General features: G+C 40.3%; 17 protein-coding genes. 4 read left to right on the forward strand and 13 right to left on the reverse strand.

Annotated elements, in window-relative coordinates:
• Positions 1-26: 26 nt before the first annotated feature.
• From WG989_RS16790 to WG989_RS16800, 3 genes are read right to left on the reverse strand one after another with little or no spacing between them, the layout of a single operon-like run.
• On the reverse strand, positions 27-1,211 hold the full coding sequence (locus tag WG989_RS16790; protein ID WP_340431177.1) for a DUF4249 domain-containing protein: 1,185 nt from the start codon (positions 1,209-1,211) through the stop codon (positions 27-29).
• Between the two features lie 8 nt (positions 1,212-1,219).
• Positions 1,220-4,018: a TonB-dependent receptor gene (locus WG989_RS16795; RefSeq protein ID WP_340431178.1), complete on the reverse strand. Its 2,799-nt coding sequence runs from the start codon at positions 4,016-4,018 to the stop codon at positions 1,220-1,222.
• 1 nt (position 4,019) lies between these two features.
• Positions 4,020-4,769: a hypothetical protein gene (locus tag WG989_RS16800; protein ID WP_340431179.1), complete on the reverse strand. Its 750-nt coding sequence runs from the start codon at positions 4,767-4,769 to the stop codon at positions 4,020-4,022.
• Positions 4,770-4,983: 214 nt separating this feature from the next.
• On the opposite strand from WG989_RS16800, the gene WG989_RS16805 reads away from it, so the two are divergent.
• The 3 genes from WG989_RS16805 to WG989_RS16815 are packed head-to-tail and all read left to right on the forward strand — an operon-like array spanning position 4,984 to position 6,812.
• A complete protein-coding gene (locus WG989_RS16805; protein ID WP_340431181.1) occupies positions 4,984-5,673 on the forward strand; it encodes a M23 family metallopeptidase in 690 nt (229 codons plus the stop codon).
• A 20-nt stretch (positions 5,674-5,693) separates the two neighbouring features.
• Positions 5,694-6,311, forward strand: coding sequence for a TrmH family RNA methyltransferase (locus WG989_RS16810; protein ID WP_340431183.1), 618 nt, complete (start codon positions 5,694-5,696; stop codon positions 6,309-6,311).
• 9 nt (positions 6,312-6,320) lie between these two features.
• Entirely contained in the window at positions 6,321-6,812 is a 492-nt protein-coding gene (locus tag WG989_RS16815; RefSeq protein WP_340431185.1) for a TlpA disulfide reductase family protein, read from the forward strand.
• A gap of 50 nt (positions 6,813-6,862) precedes the next feature.
• Here WG989_RS16815 and WG989_RS16820 read toward each other — a convergent pair whose 3' ends face one another.
• The 8 genes from WG989_RS16820 to miaB all read right to left on the reverse strand — a co-directional run bounded on the left by WG989_RS16820 (position 6,863) and on the right by miaB (position 14,369).
• A complete protein-coding gene (locus WG989_RS16820) occupies positions 6,863-7,465 on the reverse strand; it encodes a redoxin family protein (RefSeq protein WP_340431187.1) in 603 nt (200 codons plus the stop codon).
• A 71-nt stretch (positions 7,466-7,536) separates the two neighbouring features.
• Entirely contained in the window at positions 7,537-8,511 is a 975-nt protein-coding gene (locus tag WG989_RS16825; protein ID WP_340431188.1) for a YihY/virulence factor BrkB family protein, read from the reverse strand.
• 27 nt (positions 8,512-8,538) lie between these two features.
• The gene (gene mltG / locus WG989_RS16830; RefSeq protein ID WP_340431189.1) at positions 8,539-9,561 is read right to left on the reverse strand and encodes an endolytic transglycosylase MltG; all 1,023 of its coding nucleotides are present in this window, start codon (positions 9,559-9,561) and stop codon (positions 8,539-8,541) included.
• Between the two features lie 192 nt (positions 9,562-9,753).
• Positions 9,754-10,095: a preprotein translocase subunit SecG gene (gene secG / locus WG989_RS16835; protein WP_340431191.1), complete on the reverse strand. Its 342-nt coding sequence runs from the start codon at positions 10,093-10,095 to the stop codon at positions 9,754-9,756.
• A gap of 5 nt (positions 10,096-10,100) precedes the next feature.
• Entirely contained in the window at positions 10,101-11,102 is a 1,002-nt protein-coding gene (locus tag WG989_RS16840) for a DUF8458 domain-containing protein (protein ID WP_340431192.1), read from the reverse strand.
• Positions 11,103-11,124: 22 nt separating this feature from the next.
• Positions 11,125-11,706 (reverse strand): LptE family protein, encoded by a 582-nt coding sequence (locus WG989_RS16845; protein ID WP_340431193.1) that lies wholly within the window; start codon positions 11,704-11,706, stop codon positions 11,125-11,127.
• A complete protein-coding gene (locus WG989_RS16850; RefSeq protein ID WP_340431195.1) occupies positions 11,687-12,937 on the reverse strand; it encodes a sigma-54 interaction domain-containing protein in 1,251 nt (416 codons plus the stop codon). Before WG989_RS16850 ends, WG989_RS16845 begins: the two co-directional genes overlap by 20 nt.
• A 4-nt stretch (positions 12,938-12,941) precedes the next feature.
• Positions 12,942-14,369 (reverse strand): tRNA (N6-isopentenyl adenosine(37)-C2)-methylthiotransferase MiaB, encoded by a 1,428-nt coding sequence (gene miaB, locus WG989_RS16855; RefSeq protein WP_340431197.1) that lies wholly within the window; start codon positions 14,367-14,369, stop codon positions 12,942-12,944.
• 137 nt (positions 14,370-14,506) lie between these two features.
• Between miaB and WG989_RS16860 the strand changes: the two genes are divergently transcribed.
• Positions 14,507-16,939 carry an outer membrane beta-barrel protein gene (locus WG989_RS16860; protein ID WP_340431200.1) on the forward strand — a complete coding sequence of 811 codons (2,433 nt, stop codon included), beginning with the start codon at positions 14,507-14,509 and terminating at the stop codon, positions 16,937-16,939.
• Here WG989_RS16860 and WG989_RS16865 read toward each other — a convergent pair whose 3' ends face one another.
• Both WG989_RS16865 and WG989_RS16870 read right to left on the reverse strand, forming a co-directional pair.
• Positions 16,940-18,031: a lipase family protein gene (locus WG989_RS16865; protein WP_340431202.1), complete on the reverse strand. Its 1,092-nt coding sequence runs from the start codon at positions 18,029-18,031 to the stop codon at positions 16,940-16,942.
• Positions 18,032-18,070: 39 nt separating this feature from the next.
• Complete coding sequence (locus WG989_RS16870; protein WP_340431204.1) at positions 18,071-18,766, reverse strand: hypothetical protein; 696 nt, start codon at positions 18,764-18,766, stop codon at positions 18,071-18,073.
• Positions 18,767-18,778: the final 12 nt, after the last annotated feature.

Below are 18,778 nucleotides of genomic sequence, written 5' to 3' on the forward strand. Positions count from 1 at the left end.
GATTTATCTTCATCAGTTGTATACTATTATGGCCAAAAAACGGGTTTAATATTCGTGCCTCTAACTGTACAATCCACGCATACATTCGCAGCGGCTTCGAATGAGCTGATTACAGGTGGATTTGTTGGCGGCGTGGCATAGGTTGATGGCAGAGTAGGAGTTAACCCTGACATATATTTTCTGATCGAGTCGCTGTTATTTGGAAGCGAAACAGTGGAACAGGTAACCGGAAAAAAATTCCAACCGCCTACATCTTGTGCAGAAATAAAAATTCTTTTCTCCGACACATTGCAAATATTTACAAATCCAACCACCTGTTCGGATGGATCAGTAATACAACGTATATTTCCTTTTAACTCGCCCGGCTGTGCATCAAAAATGCTTCCTAATTGCTCTGTATTTTTTTTAATTTTTTCAAGAAACTCATAGCCCTCTTTACTTAACCCATATTGCCGGATATTAATACTGTAAAGCAAACTTAACTTTTCTGATCCGCCCGGAACAAATGCTATGGGTAAATAAATAAAATCTCTTTCAAGTTGGGCCGACGATCCAATGAGTAGCTCATTAGATTCATTGCTCTGCCAGCATTTATAAATGGATGAATCAATTCCAAAATTGACATTATCCCGATAGGCGATCGAGAAACTATCACGATTTTGCCTGTCTTTAAAAACCTGAAATTTCAACATCGAAGCAAACTGCGATTTCACTTCCCATGTTTCAGTATAATCCCACTGATAATATCGTGTATTATTCAAAATATTATTTGTGTTGAGGTATAATTGAACACCACCTTCTTCCATTTTCCATGTAATACTATCAATTGGAGGTGAGGCTTGGGCGGTAGCGTAATCCGACACATATTCTTTGCCGGTCAGGGTTCGTATATGCAGCCGGTATTTTACAGCGTTGTTTAGATTTAAATTGTTGGCTGTATAATTTCCCTCGCTTGTTTCATTAAGGCCATACGAACTGTTATCTTCTCCCTCAACTTTTACAGATGCTCCTTTTTCATGCTGCACCTTCAAAAGCTGGTTTTCGAGTTTTGCTGTTCTGCTCAATTTAATGCTGGTACGTCCCTGGCCACTATTGATCACGCCTTCTACTACAAGGAAGCCGGAATTTGGCGATACGAAAGGCGAATCATAATCTTCCTTGCAGCCAACGAGCAGCAACAGTAATAATAGATATGAAGAGATATTTTTCATTTGCATGTTTAAAACTTGATATTAAAATTCACATACGGGATAGCACTTCCGAAGATGGATAATTTATAGCCATTTATCGATCCGTTTTCCGACACATAGTAAACAGAATAAGGATTTTTTCTGCCTGTTAAATTAAAAACACCGAACGTCCACGATGTATGCAGTGTTTGATTCACTTTATGGTTGCCTTCAATATTCATAGCAAAATCTGCCCGGAAATAATCCGGTATCCTGTATGCATTTCTATTTGTATAAAGTGTTCGTTGACCTCCTGCATAATAAAAGATACCGATCGGCAAAGTAATAGGCCGGCCCGTACTGTAGGTTGCATTAAACGATACACTGAAACGATGATTAAAACGATAATTGCTGATCAATGTGATATCATGCGGCTTATCGTAATTAGCAGGGTAGTATTCGCCATCATTGATCATTTCTCCAGCCTGAGGGTCATCTGCTTTTAACAGGATACGTGACCACGTGTAACCGATCCATCCATTTAGTTTACCAGCCGTTTTCTTTATGAGCAATTCAACACCGTATGCTTTACCCTTTGTACCTAATACATCTGTTTCCAAAGCAGGGTTCATTACCAGTTTTGCACCACTTTTATAGTCGAGATAATTTCGAATATCCTTATAGTACGCTTCTACCGATGCTTCAATTGTATTAGAGCGGAAATTTCTAAATAGTCCAATTGAAACCTGGCTACCATATTGCGGTTTTATATTAGGGTCGCTCAACTTCCAAATGTCTGTTGGCGACATAGCAGCAGTATTTGAGATCGAATGAATATACTGACGCTGTGTATTAAATGCAGCTTTGATCGAGAAACTATCATTAAACAAGTAAACCATCGATAACCGAAATTCCGGGCCGCCATATGTTTTAATAAAATCACCATTACCATATTTATCAGCCCCTATATTATTTGTTTCCGTAATGGGCAATCCGGGAGCATAGCGGTTTATATTTTGCGGGCCCAGATAATTAAACAGGCTATATCTGATTCCTGCATCGATAGAAAGTGAATTAAGCTTATACTTATCACTTATATAAAGTGCACTTTCAAGCGCTTGCTCCGGTGCAATTTCATCAGCAGCAACTAATGATTCTTCTCCAAATGGCTGGTACGACCCCGGATTCAATTTGTAATAAAGTGAGTTAAACCCGAAATCTAAACTATGCTGATTATTTACATAATAATTAAAGTGTGTTCTGAAATAAGTTTGATTGATCGCAAAGCTGAGTTTGTATCCATTTGCCGGCAAATAATTACTGGATGTATAATATTCATAACTGTCATAACCTGCAGCAGTAACATTATTCAACTTGTTATTAAAAATGTGTTTCCATTTTAGTGATGCATTCTTATTACCATAACCAAATAATGTATCACTATTAAGATTAAACCGGTCGTTACTCATATAACCGGTGAGATAGATCGTATTTTTTTTATTGATCTCATGGTTGATATTCAGATTAAGATCATAAAAAGCGGCATTACTGTTTTTGTACTGATCCGGAAGCAGGTTTAACAACCAGTTTGCATATGTTGTACGCCCGGCAATGATAAACGATGACTTATCTTTAACGATAGGCCCTTCAAGTTCAAGCCGGCTGGTCAAAAGTCCAACACCTCCCGATCCTGTAATTTTTTTCTTATTCCCTTCACGGCTATTGATATTAAGAACCGAAGAAAGTCTGCCACCGTACCGAACAGGAACACTGCTTTTGAAAAGCTCCACATCCTTAACAACCTCCGGGTTTAATGCTGAGAACATTCCAAAAAAGTGTGAGGGGTTGTATATCGTTGCTTCATTGAACAGAATAAGATTTTGATCTGCAGCACCACCCCGTACATTTAACCCTGTGCTTGCTTCACCAACAGTTTTAACACCCGGCAAGGTTGTTACAACCCTTAACACATCTGCTTCACCAAATACAACAGGCACAAGCTTGATCGTTTTGATATCAATTTTTTGTACGCTCATTTGCGTACCTTTTATATTATTGATCTTTTGTGCCGAGATGGTGATATTCTTGAGCGTCATTACTTTCGACACCAGATCAATATTCAGCTTTCCACTATTGTGTAATAACACCTGGCGTCTTGAATCATTCATGCCCAGGCTCTGGATGTTCAATGTATGTTTACCTTTTGGTAATGAGAGGGTGTAATAGCCGTACTGATCGGTAGTTGCGCCCAAATTTGTGCGGTCAATATAGATCGAAGCTCCTGCTATAGGCTCGCCTGTTTTTGCATCCCTTATATAACCGGCAATGGTTGCTGTTTTTTGCTGATTAACAACTCCTCGTTCTCCAACTTCATACAACTTATTTTCCAGTACCGCATTTTCGGTTGACGGAGTTACTTTGTTCTCACTTACTTCGCTGCTGTCTGTTTCAAACGTTACTTCATACTGTGGCTTGGTATTACTTTTGGGATTATCCGCATTAACAGCAAAATCAGACCCCAACTGAAAATTGAGTTTCTTACCCTTTGTTATAAACACATTTTTATCTTCATCAATTGCATGAAAAAATGAAGTTGAAGCAAACGCATTCTTTAAAACTGAATCGAGTGGTTGATTCATGGCAGTAACACTCAGCTTCATTGTGTCGAATTGTTGGGCATCAAAATAAAAGAAATAGCCGGTTTGCCTTTCGAGAAGCTGGATAAATTCTGTAACAGCTACATTCTTTATATCAATTGTAACGAGTGCTTTTGCTGAATCTTTTTGCCCATAGGTTTTCAGACAGCTGAAACATATAAATGTGTATAAAACAATACGGTGTATTCTCATTTTACTTGGTTATCTGGTCATAAAAAGCTGTCACTTCGATCAGCATACGTTCTTTATCCCGTTTAAAGTTCAATTGCTTACTTTCTATGAAATTTTCAATGCTCTCCTTTTTATCCTTATAAGCCTGAAGTATCGACTGTTTATTTTTTATTAAGTAGAAATTATTTTTTACTTTAATATAGTATTTGGCTTCAACATCAATGTTCTTTAAAACACCTTCGCCTTTTGTTCGTATGTAATCATTGATCTTTTTGATTTCTTTCTTCATCAAACTCACGTTGCCCTCATATAATAATTGATAAAAACCGGGCTTTGGCGAAGTTGAATTCATATTATCCTGCGTGATATTGATAAAGCGATGATCCGCTATTTCAAATCGGGATATTCTTTCGGAAAGCAATTGAATCGTACGATTATTTTGATGGAGTATTAAAACATCAGCAACTTGATCATAACTCAAAAGAAGAGAAGGGTAAATCACATTCCTGTAAATAACCGAGCCCTGGGCGGGGTTACTTGTATTAAAGTATGGATGTCCGTTTTCAAATGGGAAAGGATAGCCGTAATAATTAACACCGTTAAAGACTCCCCGTTGGTTTTGCATTTGCTGGTGGTATAGCAAAACGGTGTTATCAACAGCTTTTTTGTAAAAAACTGTATCGGATTCAACGTTTTGTGCAATAGACTGCTGGTAAAAACAAATCAGGAAAACAAGAAAAATCGAAAACCTTTGGGTAAAACATCCTCTCATGTCAATAAAAAATTTGATCTAGAAATTAAGAATTGATTAATTTCTATAATATGCGGAAAATAGACAAAAACCTGGTTTTGCAATGATTCAATGGCAGTTATTACACGAGTGGTTAAAATAATCAATTTAACGTTGAGTGTTTCTATTAGAATTGGTTGTTTACCTCAATATTGCCACCCTCTGTTGTGATTAAAACCTCCACAATAATGGATACTTGTTGAACACCGGATCATCTGATATCTACCAGGCCCGCTTATTCGATCTCTCCGTATTTTTGTCTTCTATGTTCAAACAAGCCTTGTACCTTAATGTTACGATCTCCATATTGCTGCTGGCCAGCAGCTGTGCAGTGAATAAAGACCCACAGGCAACGAAGTTCCGTCTCTTACAAAAAGGGAAATTGAAAGATGATACCAGTTATGTGTACAGCTTGCCCTATGCGGTTAATACAAAGGAAATGGTGGTGCAAGGTTATTTCAGCAGATTTACACACAAGAACAGAGCTGCCATCGATTTTAAGATGAAACGGGGTACGCCCATTCATGCTGCAAGAGGTGGAGTTGTAGCGAGGGTAAAAGAGGATGGTGATAAAGGTGGTTTAAACAGAGAGTTTCGACAGTTTGGTAATTCGATCATCATCAACCATGATGATGGCACAAGAGCAGGATACTGGCATCTGCAACTGAATGGGGCAGTGGTAAATGTTGGCGATACAGTACAGCAAGGTCAACTAATTGGTTATAGCGGTAAAACCGGTTACACAGCGTTTCCCCATCTCCATTTTATTGTGTGGCGTTCAGAAGCTGGCTCCTGGAAACAGATCGGCACCCGCTTTCAAACAAGGAAGGGAATCAAATATCTCCGCCCGTACAGAAGCTACAGAAGAACAACTGAACAGAACTGATTTGTCTTAATTTCGCTGCCATGACTCCCGAACGAAGAGAACGCTTACTATCGGTGTTAAATAAACGACAGCCCGATCTTACAGTTGTACTGGAAAATGTATTTGATCCACACAATATCTCTGCTGTAATGCGCACCTGCGATGCAGTAGGTATCCAGGAAATTTATGTACTCACCAACAAAATTCCAAAACATAAAAAATGGGGTGCACGCAGCTCGTCCAGTGCAGCAAAGTGGTTAACGGTTCATCAGTTTGAAAGTGCGGAAGAATGCTTTACTGCGTTGCGAAAAAAATACAAAAAGATCTACACCACACATCTCAGCAGCGATGCAGTGAGTTTGCATGAAATTGATTTTACTGAAAGCGTTGCACTGGTGTTTGGGAATGAACATGCCGGTGTAAGTGAAGAGATCATTGCAATGGCTGATGGTAATTTTATTATTCCGCAGATGGGTATTATTCAATCGCTCAATATTTCAGTTGCATGTGCTGTAAGTATTTACGAAGCTATGCGACAAAAGAAAAATGCAGGTCATTACGACAAGCAGCGATTGGATGACAGCACATTTCATACATTATTGGATGAATGGGGATTTCGGCCCGATGATCTGGAAGCTATCAATCCGGATGTGAATTAACTTTATAATATGAAGAAAGTCGTTTTTCTCCTGCTTGTTTTGATTGCCTTCTGCAATGCCGAAGCACAACCCATCAAACGTTGGAAGATGGATAATCTTTTGCAATATGCAGATACAAACGATTCTGTATTGGTAATCAATTTCTGGGCAACTTTCTGTGGACCATGTATCGCTGAACTGCCTTACTTCCATAGCCTCACCAATAAATACAAGAAGCAAAATGTAAAACTGTTATTGGTAAGTCTTGATTTTGAAGAATACTATCCGAAGCGTATCCGTGATTTTGCTAATAAAAGAAAATATACTGCCGAAATCGTTTGGCTGGATGAAGAAAAGCCGGACGAGTTTTGTCCACGCATTGATCCAAAGTGGACAGGTTCTATGCCTGCTACTTTATTCATCAATAAGAAAACAGGTTACCGAAAATTTGTTGAGGCCGAAATGAAACCGGAAGAGCTGGAGAAAGAAATCAAATTACTACTTGGAAAAGTAGATCCATAAAATCAAACCCCCGCATATTGCGGGGGTTTGATTTTTGATATCTGTATTGTTTACGATTTACGCTTTATACCGCAGCCCATTGCTTTTGAAGTTTTCATACTTACATCTTTACCACCTGCCATTTCATCGATCGCTACTTTTAAATGATCACGTGTACTTGCTGATGGCGTTTTTGGATTATCGGTGATAGCACCATGATAAACCAGTTTCATATCCTTATCAAACAAATAACACTCAGGTGTAACACGTGCACCAAAAGCATCGGCCATAGAACTGTTGTCGTCCATTACATATGGATATTTGTAACCTTGTGCAGCTGCATACTCTTTCATACGGGCAGGTGAGTCATCGCCACCACGAGATGTTTCATTTGAATTTAAAACGATCACACCAATTTCTTTACTTAATGCATAACCATATCCCTCTGCCGCTACCTGTTGATTTTTTACAACCCATGGACAAGTATTGCAACTGAACACAACCAGCAATCCGTTTTTCTTCTTTACATCGCTGAAGGAGTATTCCTTACCGGAAATATCTTTCATTTTTTTGGAGGCATTGGGAATGCTGCTTCCAATACTTAGTTCATCCGGTAAAACTGTGAACGCAAACAGTGTGAGTAGTGCCGCACACGATACAAGGATCTTTTTCATTTGCTTATAATTTAGGTTGATGAATGGTTGTAAAAAAACGTCAGCCAGAATTATGCTGACTCTGCTTAAAGTTACACTGTTTCTTCCTGCTTTACCTCACCGCTTATCTCTTCTTTCAGCCTTTTATCGCTCTGTTTTTTGAGTAGCTTGATGCTCACATTCAGCTCAAAGCCAATTAACAAAACCAGCGAAATAAAGTTGATAAAGATCATTAAGATGAGGATGGTACCGATAGAGCCATAAATCGTGTACACCGCAAAATTGTTGATCCAAAAAGAAAACAGGAATGTAAACAAAATAATGAGTGCGCTGGCCACAATAGAACCGGGCGAAATGAGCCGCCATTTTTTTTCAACCGAAGGAGCGTGCTTGTAAATAAAAGCAATAGAATAAAAAAACAACCCCACGATCACTACCCACCTTAAAATGATGATGAGCCATTTAATAAGAACGCTGTCAATTTTTAAGAGCAATAACACCCAGTTGAACAATGCGCCCTGTGTGATCAATAAAATAATGCTGGCTATAAAAATAAGAATGATCACAAATGTTAATCGGATGGCCTTCCAGCGATAAGCAAAGAAGTTTTTAATTTCTGTTTCACGGATCGATTGATTAAAACTATGAATGATCCCAAGCACCGCATTGGACGAAAAATACATTGATGTTATAAAACCGATCGATAATAAACTGTTCTTTGGCCGTTTAAAAAAATCAGCTAAAAAACTTTCCACTGTATTACGTGTGGCTTCGTTTGGAGTGATTTCTCTCACAAAGGCATTTACTTCATTATAAAACTGATCAGCAATGGGAAATAAAGGAACCAGCGAAAATAAAAAGATGCAGGCGGGCGGTAATGCCATGATAAAATTGAACGAAATAGCAGCGGCACGCTGGTTTAAACTCCCTTTCTGTATTTGCTGAATAAAAAAACGACTTACTTCATACAAGGAAATTCCTTCAAAGCCAGGCGGACGGAATCGTTTGCTGAAACGGATAAGCGTTCTTACAATCGGCAAATTATATATATACGCTTCAATTGACATGCAAGCCGAAAATAACGGTTTTAAATGTTACCTGATCTTTAAACTATCAAGCCACTGTTGGTAAGCTCTTGCATTTTTCAGATGTTCTGTGTCTGTTGCGGCAAACGCATGATAACCATTTCCGTTTGGTTTTGCACAGAAAAAAAGATAATCTGTTGGAGCAGGATTCAACACGGCATCTATTGTAGTTTCGGATGGTGTGCAAATAGGGCCGGGGGGCAGGCCTTTATTTTTATACGTGTTGTAAGGCGATGAAGCTGTTGAATTAATATGCACAAAAAGGATCCGCTTCAAAGTAAAATCGCCCACAGCAAATTTCACAGTGGGATCAGCACCTAAGTTCATTCCTTTTTTTAACCGGTTGAGGTAAACACTGGCAATGGTTGGTTTTTCATCGTGCCGGATGGTTTCTTCTTCCACAATGGAAGCAAGAGAATGCACCTGTTCAGGTGTTAAACCCAATGCTGTCGCTTTTTGTTTGCGCTCATCGGTCCAGAATTTTGTGCGTTGCTCGTTGAGTTTGCGGAGTATACGTTGCGGTCCAGAATTCCAAAGCAGGGAATAGGTGTTGGGAAATACAGCCGTCATCACCGTATTGGTATCAAGTTGGAATTTCCTGAGTGAATCGTTATTGGTAAGATAGCTGATCATTGTTGCCGAATCGGTCTCGAATTTGCGGCCAATCAATGCAGCCAGATCGTTCCGGGTGCGGAGCTTTGTGATGATGAGGTTAACAGGGGCCTGATTGCGGTTACGTAGTGTACGGGCCAGCGTGAGCAGACTGCTGCCTTTTGCAATTTCATATCGGCCCGGTTGCAATCTTGTCCACACGTTCAGTTGTCCGGCCACCCATTCAAACATTGCAGGGCTTTTTAAAAAACCAGAATCACGTAAAGTAGACATCACTGCTTTTTGATTGGCTTCACCCGTGTTGATGTAGAGATATTTTCTTGATTCGTTGAACGTAGTGGCGCTGCCTAAAAATTTCCATGCAAAAAAACAAGCAACGATAAATAGAAGCAGAAACGTGTAGCCAATAATTTTTTTCATCTGTTCGGGTTGGTTTATTCAATAGAATTGATTTGATAGAAATTATTATGCCATTGATTCGAAAAAGATCAATATGGTATAAAAGATGCAGTGTGCGACGCCAACGCAGTTGATGCATGTACTGCTGCCCGTATCAAAATAAAACAAAAAACCCCGACGCATGGCCGGGGTTACAGAAAATATTTTTACTACTTATTTGTTTGGAGTGGGAGCAGGTGCTGCAGGGGTTGTATTTGTTGCAGGACGTTGCTGAACCGGCTGATTGGTTGGCACTTTTTCCAGGTTACCTGATCCACCTGTACCGGCAGTATCAGAAATAAACAGAGAAGAAACCAAACACAAAATACCAATGATCGCTGCAAACAACCATGTACCCTTTTCAAGTACATCGGTAGTTTGTTTTACACCCATAAACTGGTTACTGAAACCGGCTACAGAGCCACTGAGGCCGCCACCTTTTGGGTTTTGAACCAACACTACAAATCCTAATAACGCACTGGCCAAAATTACCAGTATGATGAATAACCAAATCATTTCTTTTATTGTTTTAATTCGTCAATTCGGGAGGCAAAATAAACGCTTTTTTCGGGATGCAACAAACTTAATTTACGGTACAAATCAATGGCTTGTGTCCGTTTGCCCTGTTTTACGAGCACTTCCGCCATAGTTTCGGTGATCACTTCGGTTTGCTGATTGCTCTCGGTGGCGATTGAAACCACTTCTTTTTCCATGGAAGAATCGAGCTCTTTCTGCTCTTCCACATAGATCTTCTTCATAGAACGGAGCCACTGAGTAAAACTTTTCACCTGTTTGCCCAGTTGATCATCAGCCAGTTTTTCTTCCCGAAGTTTGATTCCTTGCGAGGCAAAATAATCGACTGTGTGAAAGGGTTCAAATGTAAAAACAGGCTTTTCCTCTTCCTGCTCTGGCTGTATTTTTATTTGCGAAATTTCTTCCCGGGCTGCCTCTGCTTCGATCGATGCCGCTGCAGCCGATTCAATATCGGCTTCTTTTGTAATAATCGCTTCATCTTTTGCTGCTTCTGCGTGCAACATTGCTTCTGCATCTAACACAGCATCTGTAATAACTGCGTCCTTTTCCTCTTTCATAGCTTCTACTTCCAGCATTGCTTCCGCATCCATCACCGCATCGGTTATTACTGCCTGTTGCTCATCCTTCATTTCTTCCACCACAAGCAATGCCTCTGCATCGAGTGCCGCATCATTCTCATCGATAGAAATAATTTCAGGAATGGTCAGTTCTTCATCTGCTACCGGCTTTTCAGCAGAAACCAATTCTGTTATGGCAAATTTTTTCCATTGCTGCTGAAGTAATAGTGGTTCGTTGAAATACAACGCTGCTTTTTGTAATTGCTTTTCAGCATTGATACGACCGCTTTGTTTTTGTTTCGCTGCGAGTAATAGTTGGGCAGTACCAAACCATGGGTATTGATATGCAAGCATCTCAAGGTCAGCTTCTGAACATTCATTCAGCAAAAAAGGTTGCTGCAGCAATCGGTGAAATACTTCTGCATTGATCATTGAAGCAAAGTAATTGAAAAAATTACCAGTTTGAGAAAATACGGTTGAATATTTCGTCGGTCATGTTTTGAACGATCAGATCTGTCAAAGAATTTTCGGCCTGACTCAACGAAAGACTGGCGGAGAAATCAAAGTTGCGGGTAAGATCTGCTTCAAAACTTTTTTTATCGTCCAACCGATTCTTGAACACCAAATGCACCGTAACATTCAAACGGTTTGATGCAGCCTGTTGATTAGAGATACCGGACGTTGTTACATAGTAATCAGTGATCTGTCCGCTGATATCGTAATGTGCTTCATCGCTGTTGGTTTGCGACAAGCGTGTTTGATTCACAATTTTCTGACGCAGCTTATCTGTTAAACGCTGACTCAACTGCGGATTGATGATCCGTGCACGGTTATCGATGTAATTCACCTTCACCGTTTTTACTTCAGGTGGAATGGACACATCTTTAAAGGAATAACAAGAGGAGAACAGGTACGATGTAAGAAGTACGATGTACGAAACCACTGCCAACTTACCGGATTTGATAAATTGCAACGACCCGTACTTTGTACTTTGTACTTTGTACTTTCGATTTTTATCAGAGTTCTTCAATATCATACTCCTTCAGTTTTCGATATAGTGTTCTTTCGCTGATGCCGAGATCGAGTGCTGCATCACGACGTTTACTTTTATGTTTTTTCAATGCTTTAATGATGAGTTCTTTTTCTTTGTCCATGATGTTGAGGCTTTCTTCCACTTCCACATGATCATGAATATCACCATTACCTCCAAGAAGCACCGGTTGCGATGAGGCTGATGAGTTTAGTACCGGTTGATTCATATCCATCGGCTTTGGTTCAGCGATCATCGTATCATTGAAAAAGTTGCCCGGCATCTGTACCTGCGAACCTCCATGCTGTAATACTTCCAGAAACATTTTCTTCAGCTCAGTTACATCACGTTTCATATCAAAAAAGAGCTTGTACAAGATCTCACGTTCATTCGCAAATTCTGAACCGCTGCCTGCTGCTGAAGGTTGATGCGCCAACACCGGCAATCGGTTGAAGCTGCGTTCCGGTAAAAATGGTGACAGATCTTTTGCCGTCACAATTTTATTGGTAGAGAGAACTGAAATCTGCTCTGCAATATTCTTCAATTCCCGCACATTACCGGGAAACGGATAACTGATTAACAGATTTTTCGCATCCTCTTCCAGTTGAACAGGTGTTGTTTTATAACGTTCTGCAAAGTCAACTGAAAATTTCCTGAACAAGAGTGGAATATCTTCTTTACGGTCACGCAAGGAAGGCACACGAATGGGAACAGTATTTAAACGGTAATACAGATCTTCTCTGAACTTGTTGTTTTGTGTAAATTCAAACAACTCTTTATTGGTAGCAGCAATTACACGTACATCCGTTTTTTGCACTTTCGATGAACCCACACGAATAAATTCACCTGCTTCCAGCACACGCAGCAAACGGGCCTGTGTACCCAATGGCATTTCACCAATTTCATCTAAGAAAATAGTACCACCATTTACCGTTTCGAAATAACCTTTCCGTGCATCAACAGCACCGGTGAACGATCCCTTTTCATGTCCGAATAATTCTGAATCGATTGTTCCCTCCGGAATAGCACCACAGTTCACTGCAATGAATGGATTGTGCTTACGGGTTGATAAGGAATGGATGATCTGCGAAAACACTTCTTTACCAACACCGCTTTCTCCATTAATGAGAACGGTGAGATCGGTACCAGATACCTGTACCGCTACATTCAATGCATGATTGAGGGCAGGGGAGTTGCCGATGATTCCAAACCTGTTTTTTATACTTTGTAAATCCATTGTGTTATTGATTTGCAATTGTACCCAGCAATGTGCCCTTCGTACAACTATTCACCTTTACCATTACATAATCGCCTTTCTTCAGTTCATAGTTTTCTTTGGGGAATACAATCACTTTATTTTGTGAATTGCGACCCATCCAACTATTCGCATCTTTTTTACTATCGCCTTCAATCAACACTTTGTAAGTTTGACCAACATCACGTTGATTACTATGCAGCGATAAATAGTATTGTTTATCTACAATCTCCTGCAATCGTCTTTTCTTCACATCTTCCGGAATATCATCTTTGTAGCGTTTCGCTGCCAGTGTACCCGGACGTTCGCTGTAGAAGTACATATAGCCATAATCGTATTGGCTGTATTCCATCATACTCAATGTATCCTGGTGTTCCTCTTCCGTTTCAGAACAGAAGCCTGTGATGATATCAGAACTCAATCCGCAATCAGGAATGATTTCACGAATGCGATCTACTTTCTTCATGTACCACTCACGGGTGTAGGTACGGTTCATTAACTGCAGAATACGTGTGTTACCACTTTGCACCGGAAGGTGAATATAATTGCAGATGTTTTCATACTTCGCTATTGTATGCAACACATCATCGGTAATATCTTTTGGATGCGATGTAGAAAAACGTACACGAAGTAATGGCGACACCAATGCCACCCGTTCCATTAACATGGCGAACGAAACCGTTACATTACTCTTTTCATCCACAAAATGATAGCTGTCTACATTCTGGCCGAGCAGTGTTACTTCACGGAAACCACGATCGAACAGATCCTGCGCTTCGGCAACAATTGAATTGGCATCACGGCTACGCTCACGACCACGTGTAAACGGCACCACACAGAAACTGCACATATTATTGCAACCACGCATGATGGAGATAAACGCACTCACCCCATTGCTTTCCAAACGAACGGGCGAAATATCTGCATAGGTTTCGTCACGACTCAACAACACATTCACTGCTTTATGTCCGCCTTTCGCTTCTTCGATCAACCCAGGCAATGTGCGGTAAGCATCTGGGCCCACCACCATATCCACCAGTTTTTCTTCTTCCAGCAAATTCGATTTTAAGCGCTCGGCCATGCAGCCCAGTACACCAACCAACAAGCCCGGCTTGCGTTGCTTAGCTTTTCTGAATTCGGTCAATCGTTTACGGATAGTTTGTTCTGCTTTTTCACGAATGGAGCAGGTGTTCAATAACACCAGGTCGGCCTCGTCGGTATTGCGGGTGGCCCCGTAACCGGCTCCGTTGAGAATGCTGGCTACGATCTCACTATCGCTGAAATTCATTGCACAGCCATAACTTTCAATGTAAAACTTCTTTTTATATTGATTCGGATCGCTTACGAAGGGAGCATACGCTTCCCCTTGTCTGCTTTCGTCATGCACTTTGTTATCGGTTATCAAATCCAGCATATCATTCAAAAATTGAGCAGGCAAAGTTAATGAAACAATTCTATTTCGTGACAGATTGACAGCGAATGAGACCGCTGGTGGAATATACTGAGCAACGTCTTACTTCAAAATCTACCTTTAACCCAAACTTTAGCCTTTTGCGTTCCAACTTCGTTCTCTTCACTCTACTGTTTGTTTTATTCTTTTTTTCAAAAGCTGTTGCTCAACAAACCAAAAAAGATGGTGTAATTGTGGGTGCAGTCATTGATACAAGTAGTCAAAAAGCAATCATGGGTGCCACTGTAGCCGTGATTCCCTACAAAGATTCCAGCCGGCAATCTGTTTTTTTAACTGACAAGAATGGCGGTTTCACTTTCAACAACCTTGAGCTGGGTTATTATCGATTACAGATCACTGCCGTGGGTTTTCGAACACTCACCATCGACAGTATTCATTTACGAACAGATCGAGCTGATTTCAATTTCAATGACATCCCTCTCAGCAATCAGTCGGTTGAGTTGGCCGAAGTGATCATTTTTGTAGAAAAGCCATTGATCGAATCAAAAGATGGCAACATCACCTTCAACGTGGGCGAAAGTGCTTTGAGCAACGGTAGCAACGCTACTGAACTCTTGAAACAAACGCCCCTCGTAACAACCGATGCTGATGGAAAAATTTCTGTGCGGGGAAAAGAGCCAAGAATTTTGATCGATGACAAACCGGTTGAGCTGAATGCCCAGCAATTGCAGGATCTGCTGGAAAGTATGCCCGGTAGTATGATCGAAAAAATTGAAGTACTTACCAATCCGCCACCACAATATGCCAACGAACAAGGTGGCGTAATCAACATTGTAACGAAAAAAGGAAGAGTAGGCTTTGGTGCACGTGTAAATATTTACGCAGGTACAAGAGGTCAAACAGGTGTAAGCACCAACTTTAACTACCGCAAACAAGGCTTTGCTGTTAACTTAAATGGAGGTGTTGCTTACAACGAATTTCAATCGGAGGGGTACAGTAACCGAACCAATATTTATAAAGATTCCAGCAACCAGTTAAACATTATCAACCGTTCATTTAATAAAAGTGTACGTCCCAGTTTCCGATTAAATATCGATTATGAACTCGACAAGCGGAACAGCTTCAACTTTGTGGCACAATACAATCAAAGCAACAGCAACAATACCGGCTTTAACCGTTACACCAACCTTAACCGTTTTGAAGATATTTCAAGATTGAGTGAGCGTACTGTTGCGTCGGAAGGAAGTACAAGAAATCCATCGATCAATCTCAGCTATACACGCAAAGGAAAACGTCCCGGCGAGCAACTACGCATTTTATCGGCTGCGAATTTTGGATGGAATCAAAATGTCCGGAATTTTTTCCAGGAGTTTTTAAATGCTGATGATACACCGAACGGCATAGACAGTACGCAACGGCAAACCAATAAAACAAGATCGAACGGATACAGCGTTACTATTACTTACGGCCGCACATTGAGTAATCAAAAAACAAGTATCTCAACGGGCGTGGCTTACAACCGGAACAACAGTCATGTTCTGTTAAATACCGAGTTCATGAAAAAACCGGAAAACATTTTTCAAAAAGCTGATTTGCTGAGTAATGATTTTAAGTTTCACCAGGATATACTGAGTGCCAGACTTTCGATGAAACATCTTTTTATGCCCGGCTTTTCATTTACTGCCGGCTCATCGTTTGAGCAAACCAATTTTCTGTTTGAATTATTCAGAGATAATAAAACGGAATACAATCGCTTTTTTAATATTCTTCCGTTTGCGAACCTCAACCGCAGTTGGAAGAACGGAACGAATTTAACGTTCGCCTATCGTCGCACAATTCGAAGGCCGGGCATTGGTGAATTGAACCCTGCCATTGATTATGGCGATCCATACAATTTGCGTTACGGCAATCCTGATCTGTTGCCTTCGCAATCGCACACATTCGATTTGGTGGGAGGTAAAACAAAGAGTAAATATTTTTACAACTTCAGTATTGGATACAATTTAGTGGAAGATGTATTCAGTCAGATACGCACGTTACAAACCGATGGTAAAACAATTGTATCATGGGACAATGTAAGCAACCGCCAGGAATATGAAACAAGCACATGGGCAGGTTTAACCATCAGCCGGAAATTACGAACCAATTTTAGTGCAAGCTACACGTACAACAAATATGGGAGCTTTGACAAAGAGGTAAGGAAGTTTCGTGACGGAGGTTCATTCACTTCAAACTTCAGCACCAATTATAATCCAACCGATCTGTGGACGTTTACAGGCGCATTTTCATTCAATCGATTTGCTAACCCACAGGGAACAGTACGGAGCAATGTTTCGATGAACATGGGTGTGCAATACAAACTGTTTAAAAAGAAAGTGATTATCAGCGTTAATGCAACTGATCCGTTCATTCAGCAACAGAACAGAGTGTTTACATACGGACCAAATTTCAATCTTGAAAGTTATAGCCGTACACAAACAAGAAATTATCGTATTGCACTCAGTTACAACTTCAACAAATCATCTACAGTAAAACGCAAAACTGCTGATGTGCTGAAGAGTATAAAAAAGTAATTACTTTAATTTTTCAGCAAGCAGCAAGTATTGCGGATGCAAATGATGTGGAAATAAATTATCAGCTGATTGACTTTCAGGATATAGTTTTAAATATTCTTCGTCCGGTATCAACACGATCATATTTCCAGTACGTACGTAATGACTGCTGGCATAATAAGCAGGAGGAACAAAACCCGGCAGTGTTTTCTGTACAGTTTTAGAAGTCATTGAGCCAAGATATTTCTGATACCTTTTTTGTGCTTTACTTGGCGGCTTACTCAACTGGTTGTACATGTATTTTAATGCAAGGCTGGTTGGAAATTTTTGTTTTTTGATAATTCCTTGTGCATGTATAAATGGATTTGATTGATTAAAATCGTTTAGTGTTTGAATGGATATCGGCACTTCAGGCACCCAGTCTGCTGCATTCACCACATTGTATGCCCAACCGTTTTGCGTCATTGCTTCGTATTCATAAGCATAATAAAGATTGCCTGGTTTTGGTCCGGCACTGCAGTATGTTTTAAAACGAATATCGGCCGGAAGTTTTCCGGTTTTTTGCAGATTGTACAAGTAAGATGTAACCAGATAAGCAATTCCACCGCCCTGGCTGTGCCCGACAATGATGATACTTTTTGTTCCTGCTTTGTAAGTTGAATCAATTTTCGGCATCATATCCCTCATTAAAAAAGCAGTACTTACCAACCATCCCACATGCACGGCAGCTTTTGGATTACTTGCCAGTTCGTATTCAAACAAATCATTGTCTGCCAATTGCAACTGACCTTTGGCAGGAACCATCGCTGCATAAAAATTCGCCAGCCAACTCGTGCTGTTGGTAGTTGTACCGCGGATGCTGATTGTGGCAATCCCTTTTCCATCGCTCCACAGATCCCATAAATTATCCAAACCAATAACGGGTGATTGATAAACCATTTTGAATCGCTGCGGCTCTGCAATTTTACTGTAGTAATTCTCAGCGGCAGAAGTACGTGCCGACATTTTCATTAACTCGATATATTCTCCTTTGTCAAAGCCGGGCGATAGTTGAGCAGGCGATTGTGTAAAAACAAAAAACGTTGCTGCTAATAAGAAAATTTTGTACTGCATACGAGGTCAATTATGGTTGGTGATGATGAATGTAAATAACTATTGTTGGAGGCCTAACAGAAAGCTTGCGTATACTCCACCGGAATTAATATTGGGGCCATCCGATAAAGCAGTATTGTTTGACTTCCATTTGCTGTCGCCCAGCGGAAGATAATAGCCTGCTCTTAATCCGATAACAATTTTTTCAAGCAAACGCTTATCGCCAATTCCCACTTTACTGATGTGCAAACCGAGATGTCCCATAAACTGATTGGATGAAACATGATATTGATTGGCAGCTGCACCAAAATAATTATTGAATGAACTGCTGCTCACGTCATCGGCCGAAACTCTTGCTCCAAAAAACGAATAGTTCAAACCTGCAAAAGGGATTACCTGTATCGTTTCGCTTTTTGTAGCAACAAAACCAAGTGATGTACCTACCTGCGTGGAGCGCAACCAATTACTTTGGTCTCCTGTGGTTTTTGTTCCGCTGAAAGTAGCAAAGTTGAATAAAGAAGCAAGTCGTGCTTTTGGAAAGATGGTATAAAATCCACCGCCACGTGTAAAATAAAAATCTTTGAACTGCGGTAATCCTTCATTTGCCAAAACAGTATTCAGATCTCCCAACTGTGGCGCATTGAACCCGGCGATGGAATGTATAACGAGTGCTTTGCTTTTTGTTTGTGCAAACGTTTCCTGGTTCAATAAACAGCTCAGAAAAAAAACAAAAGCAGTCAGATGATTCTTGTTCATAATGTTTTGGTT

The sequence above is a fragment of the Lacibacter sp. H407 genome (genome assembly GCF_037892605.1).
In the GTDB taxonomy this organism is placed as follows: Bacteria; Bacteroidota; Bacteroidia; order Chitinophagales; family Chitinophagaceae; genus Lacibacter.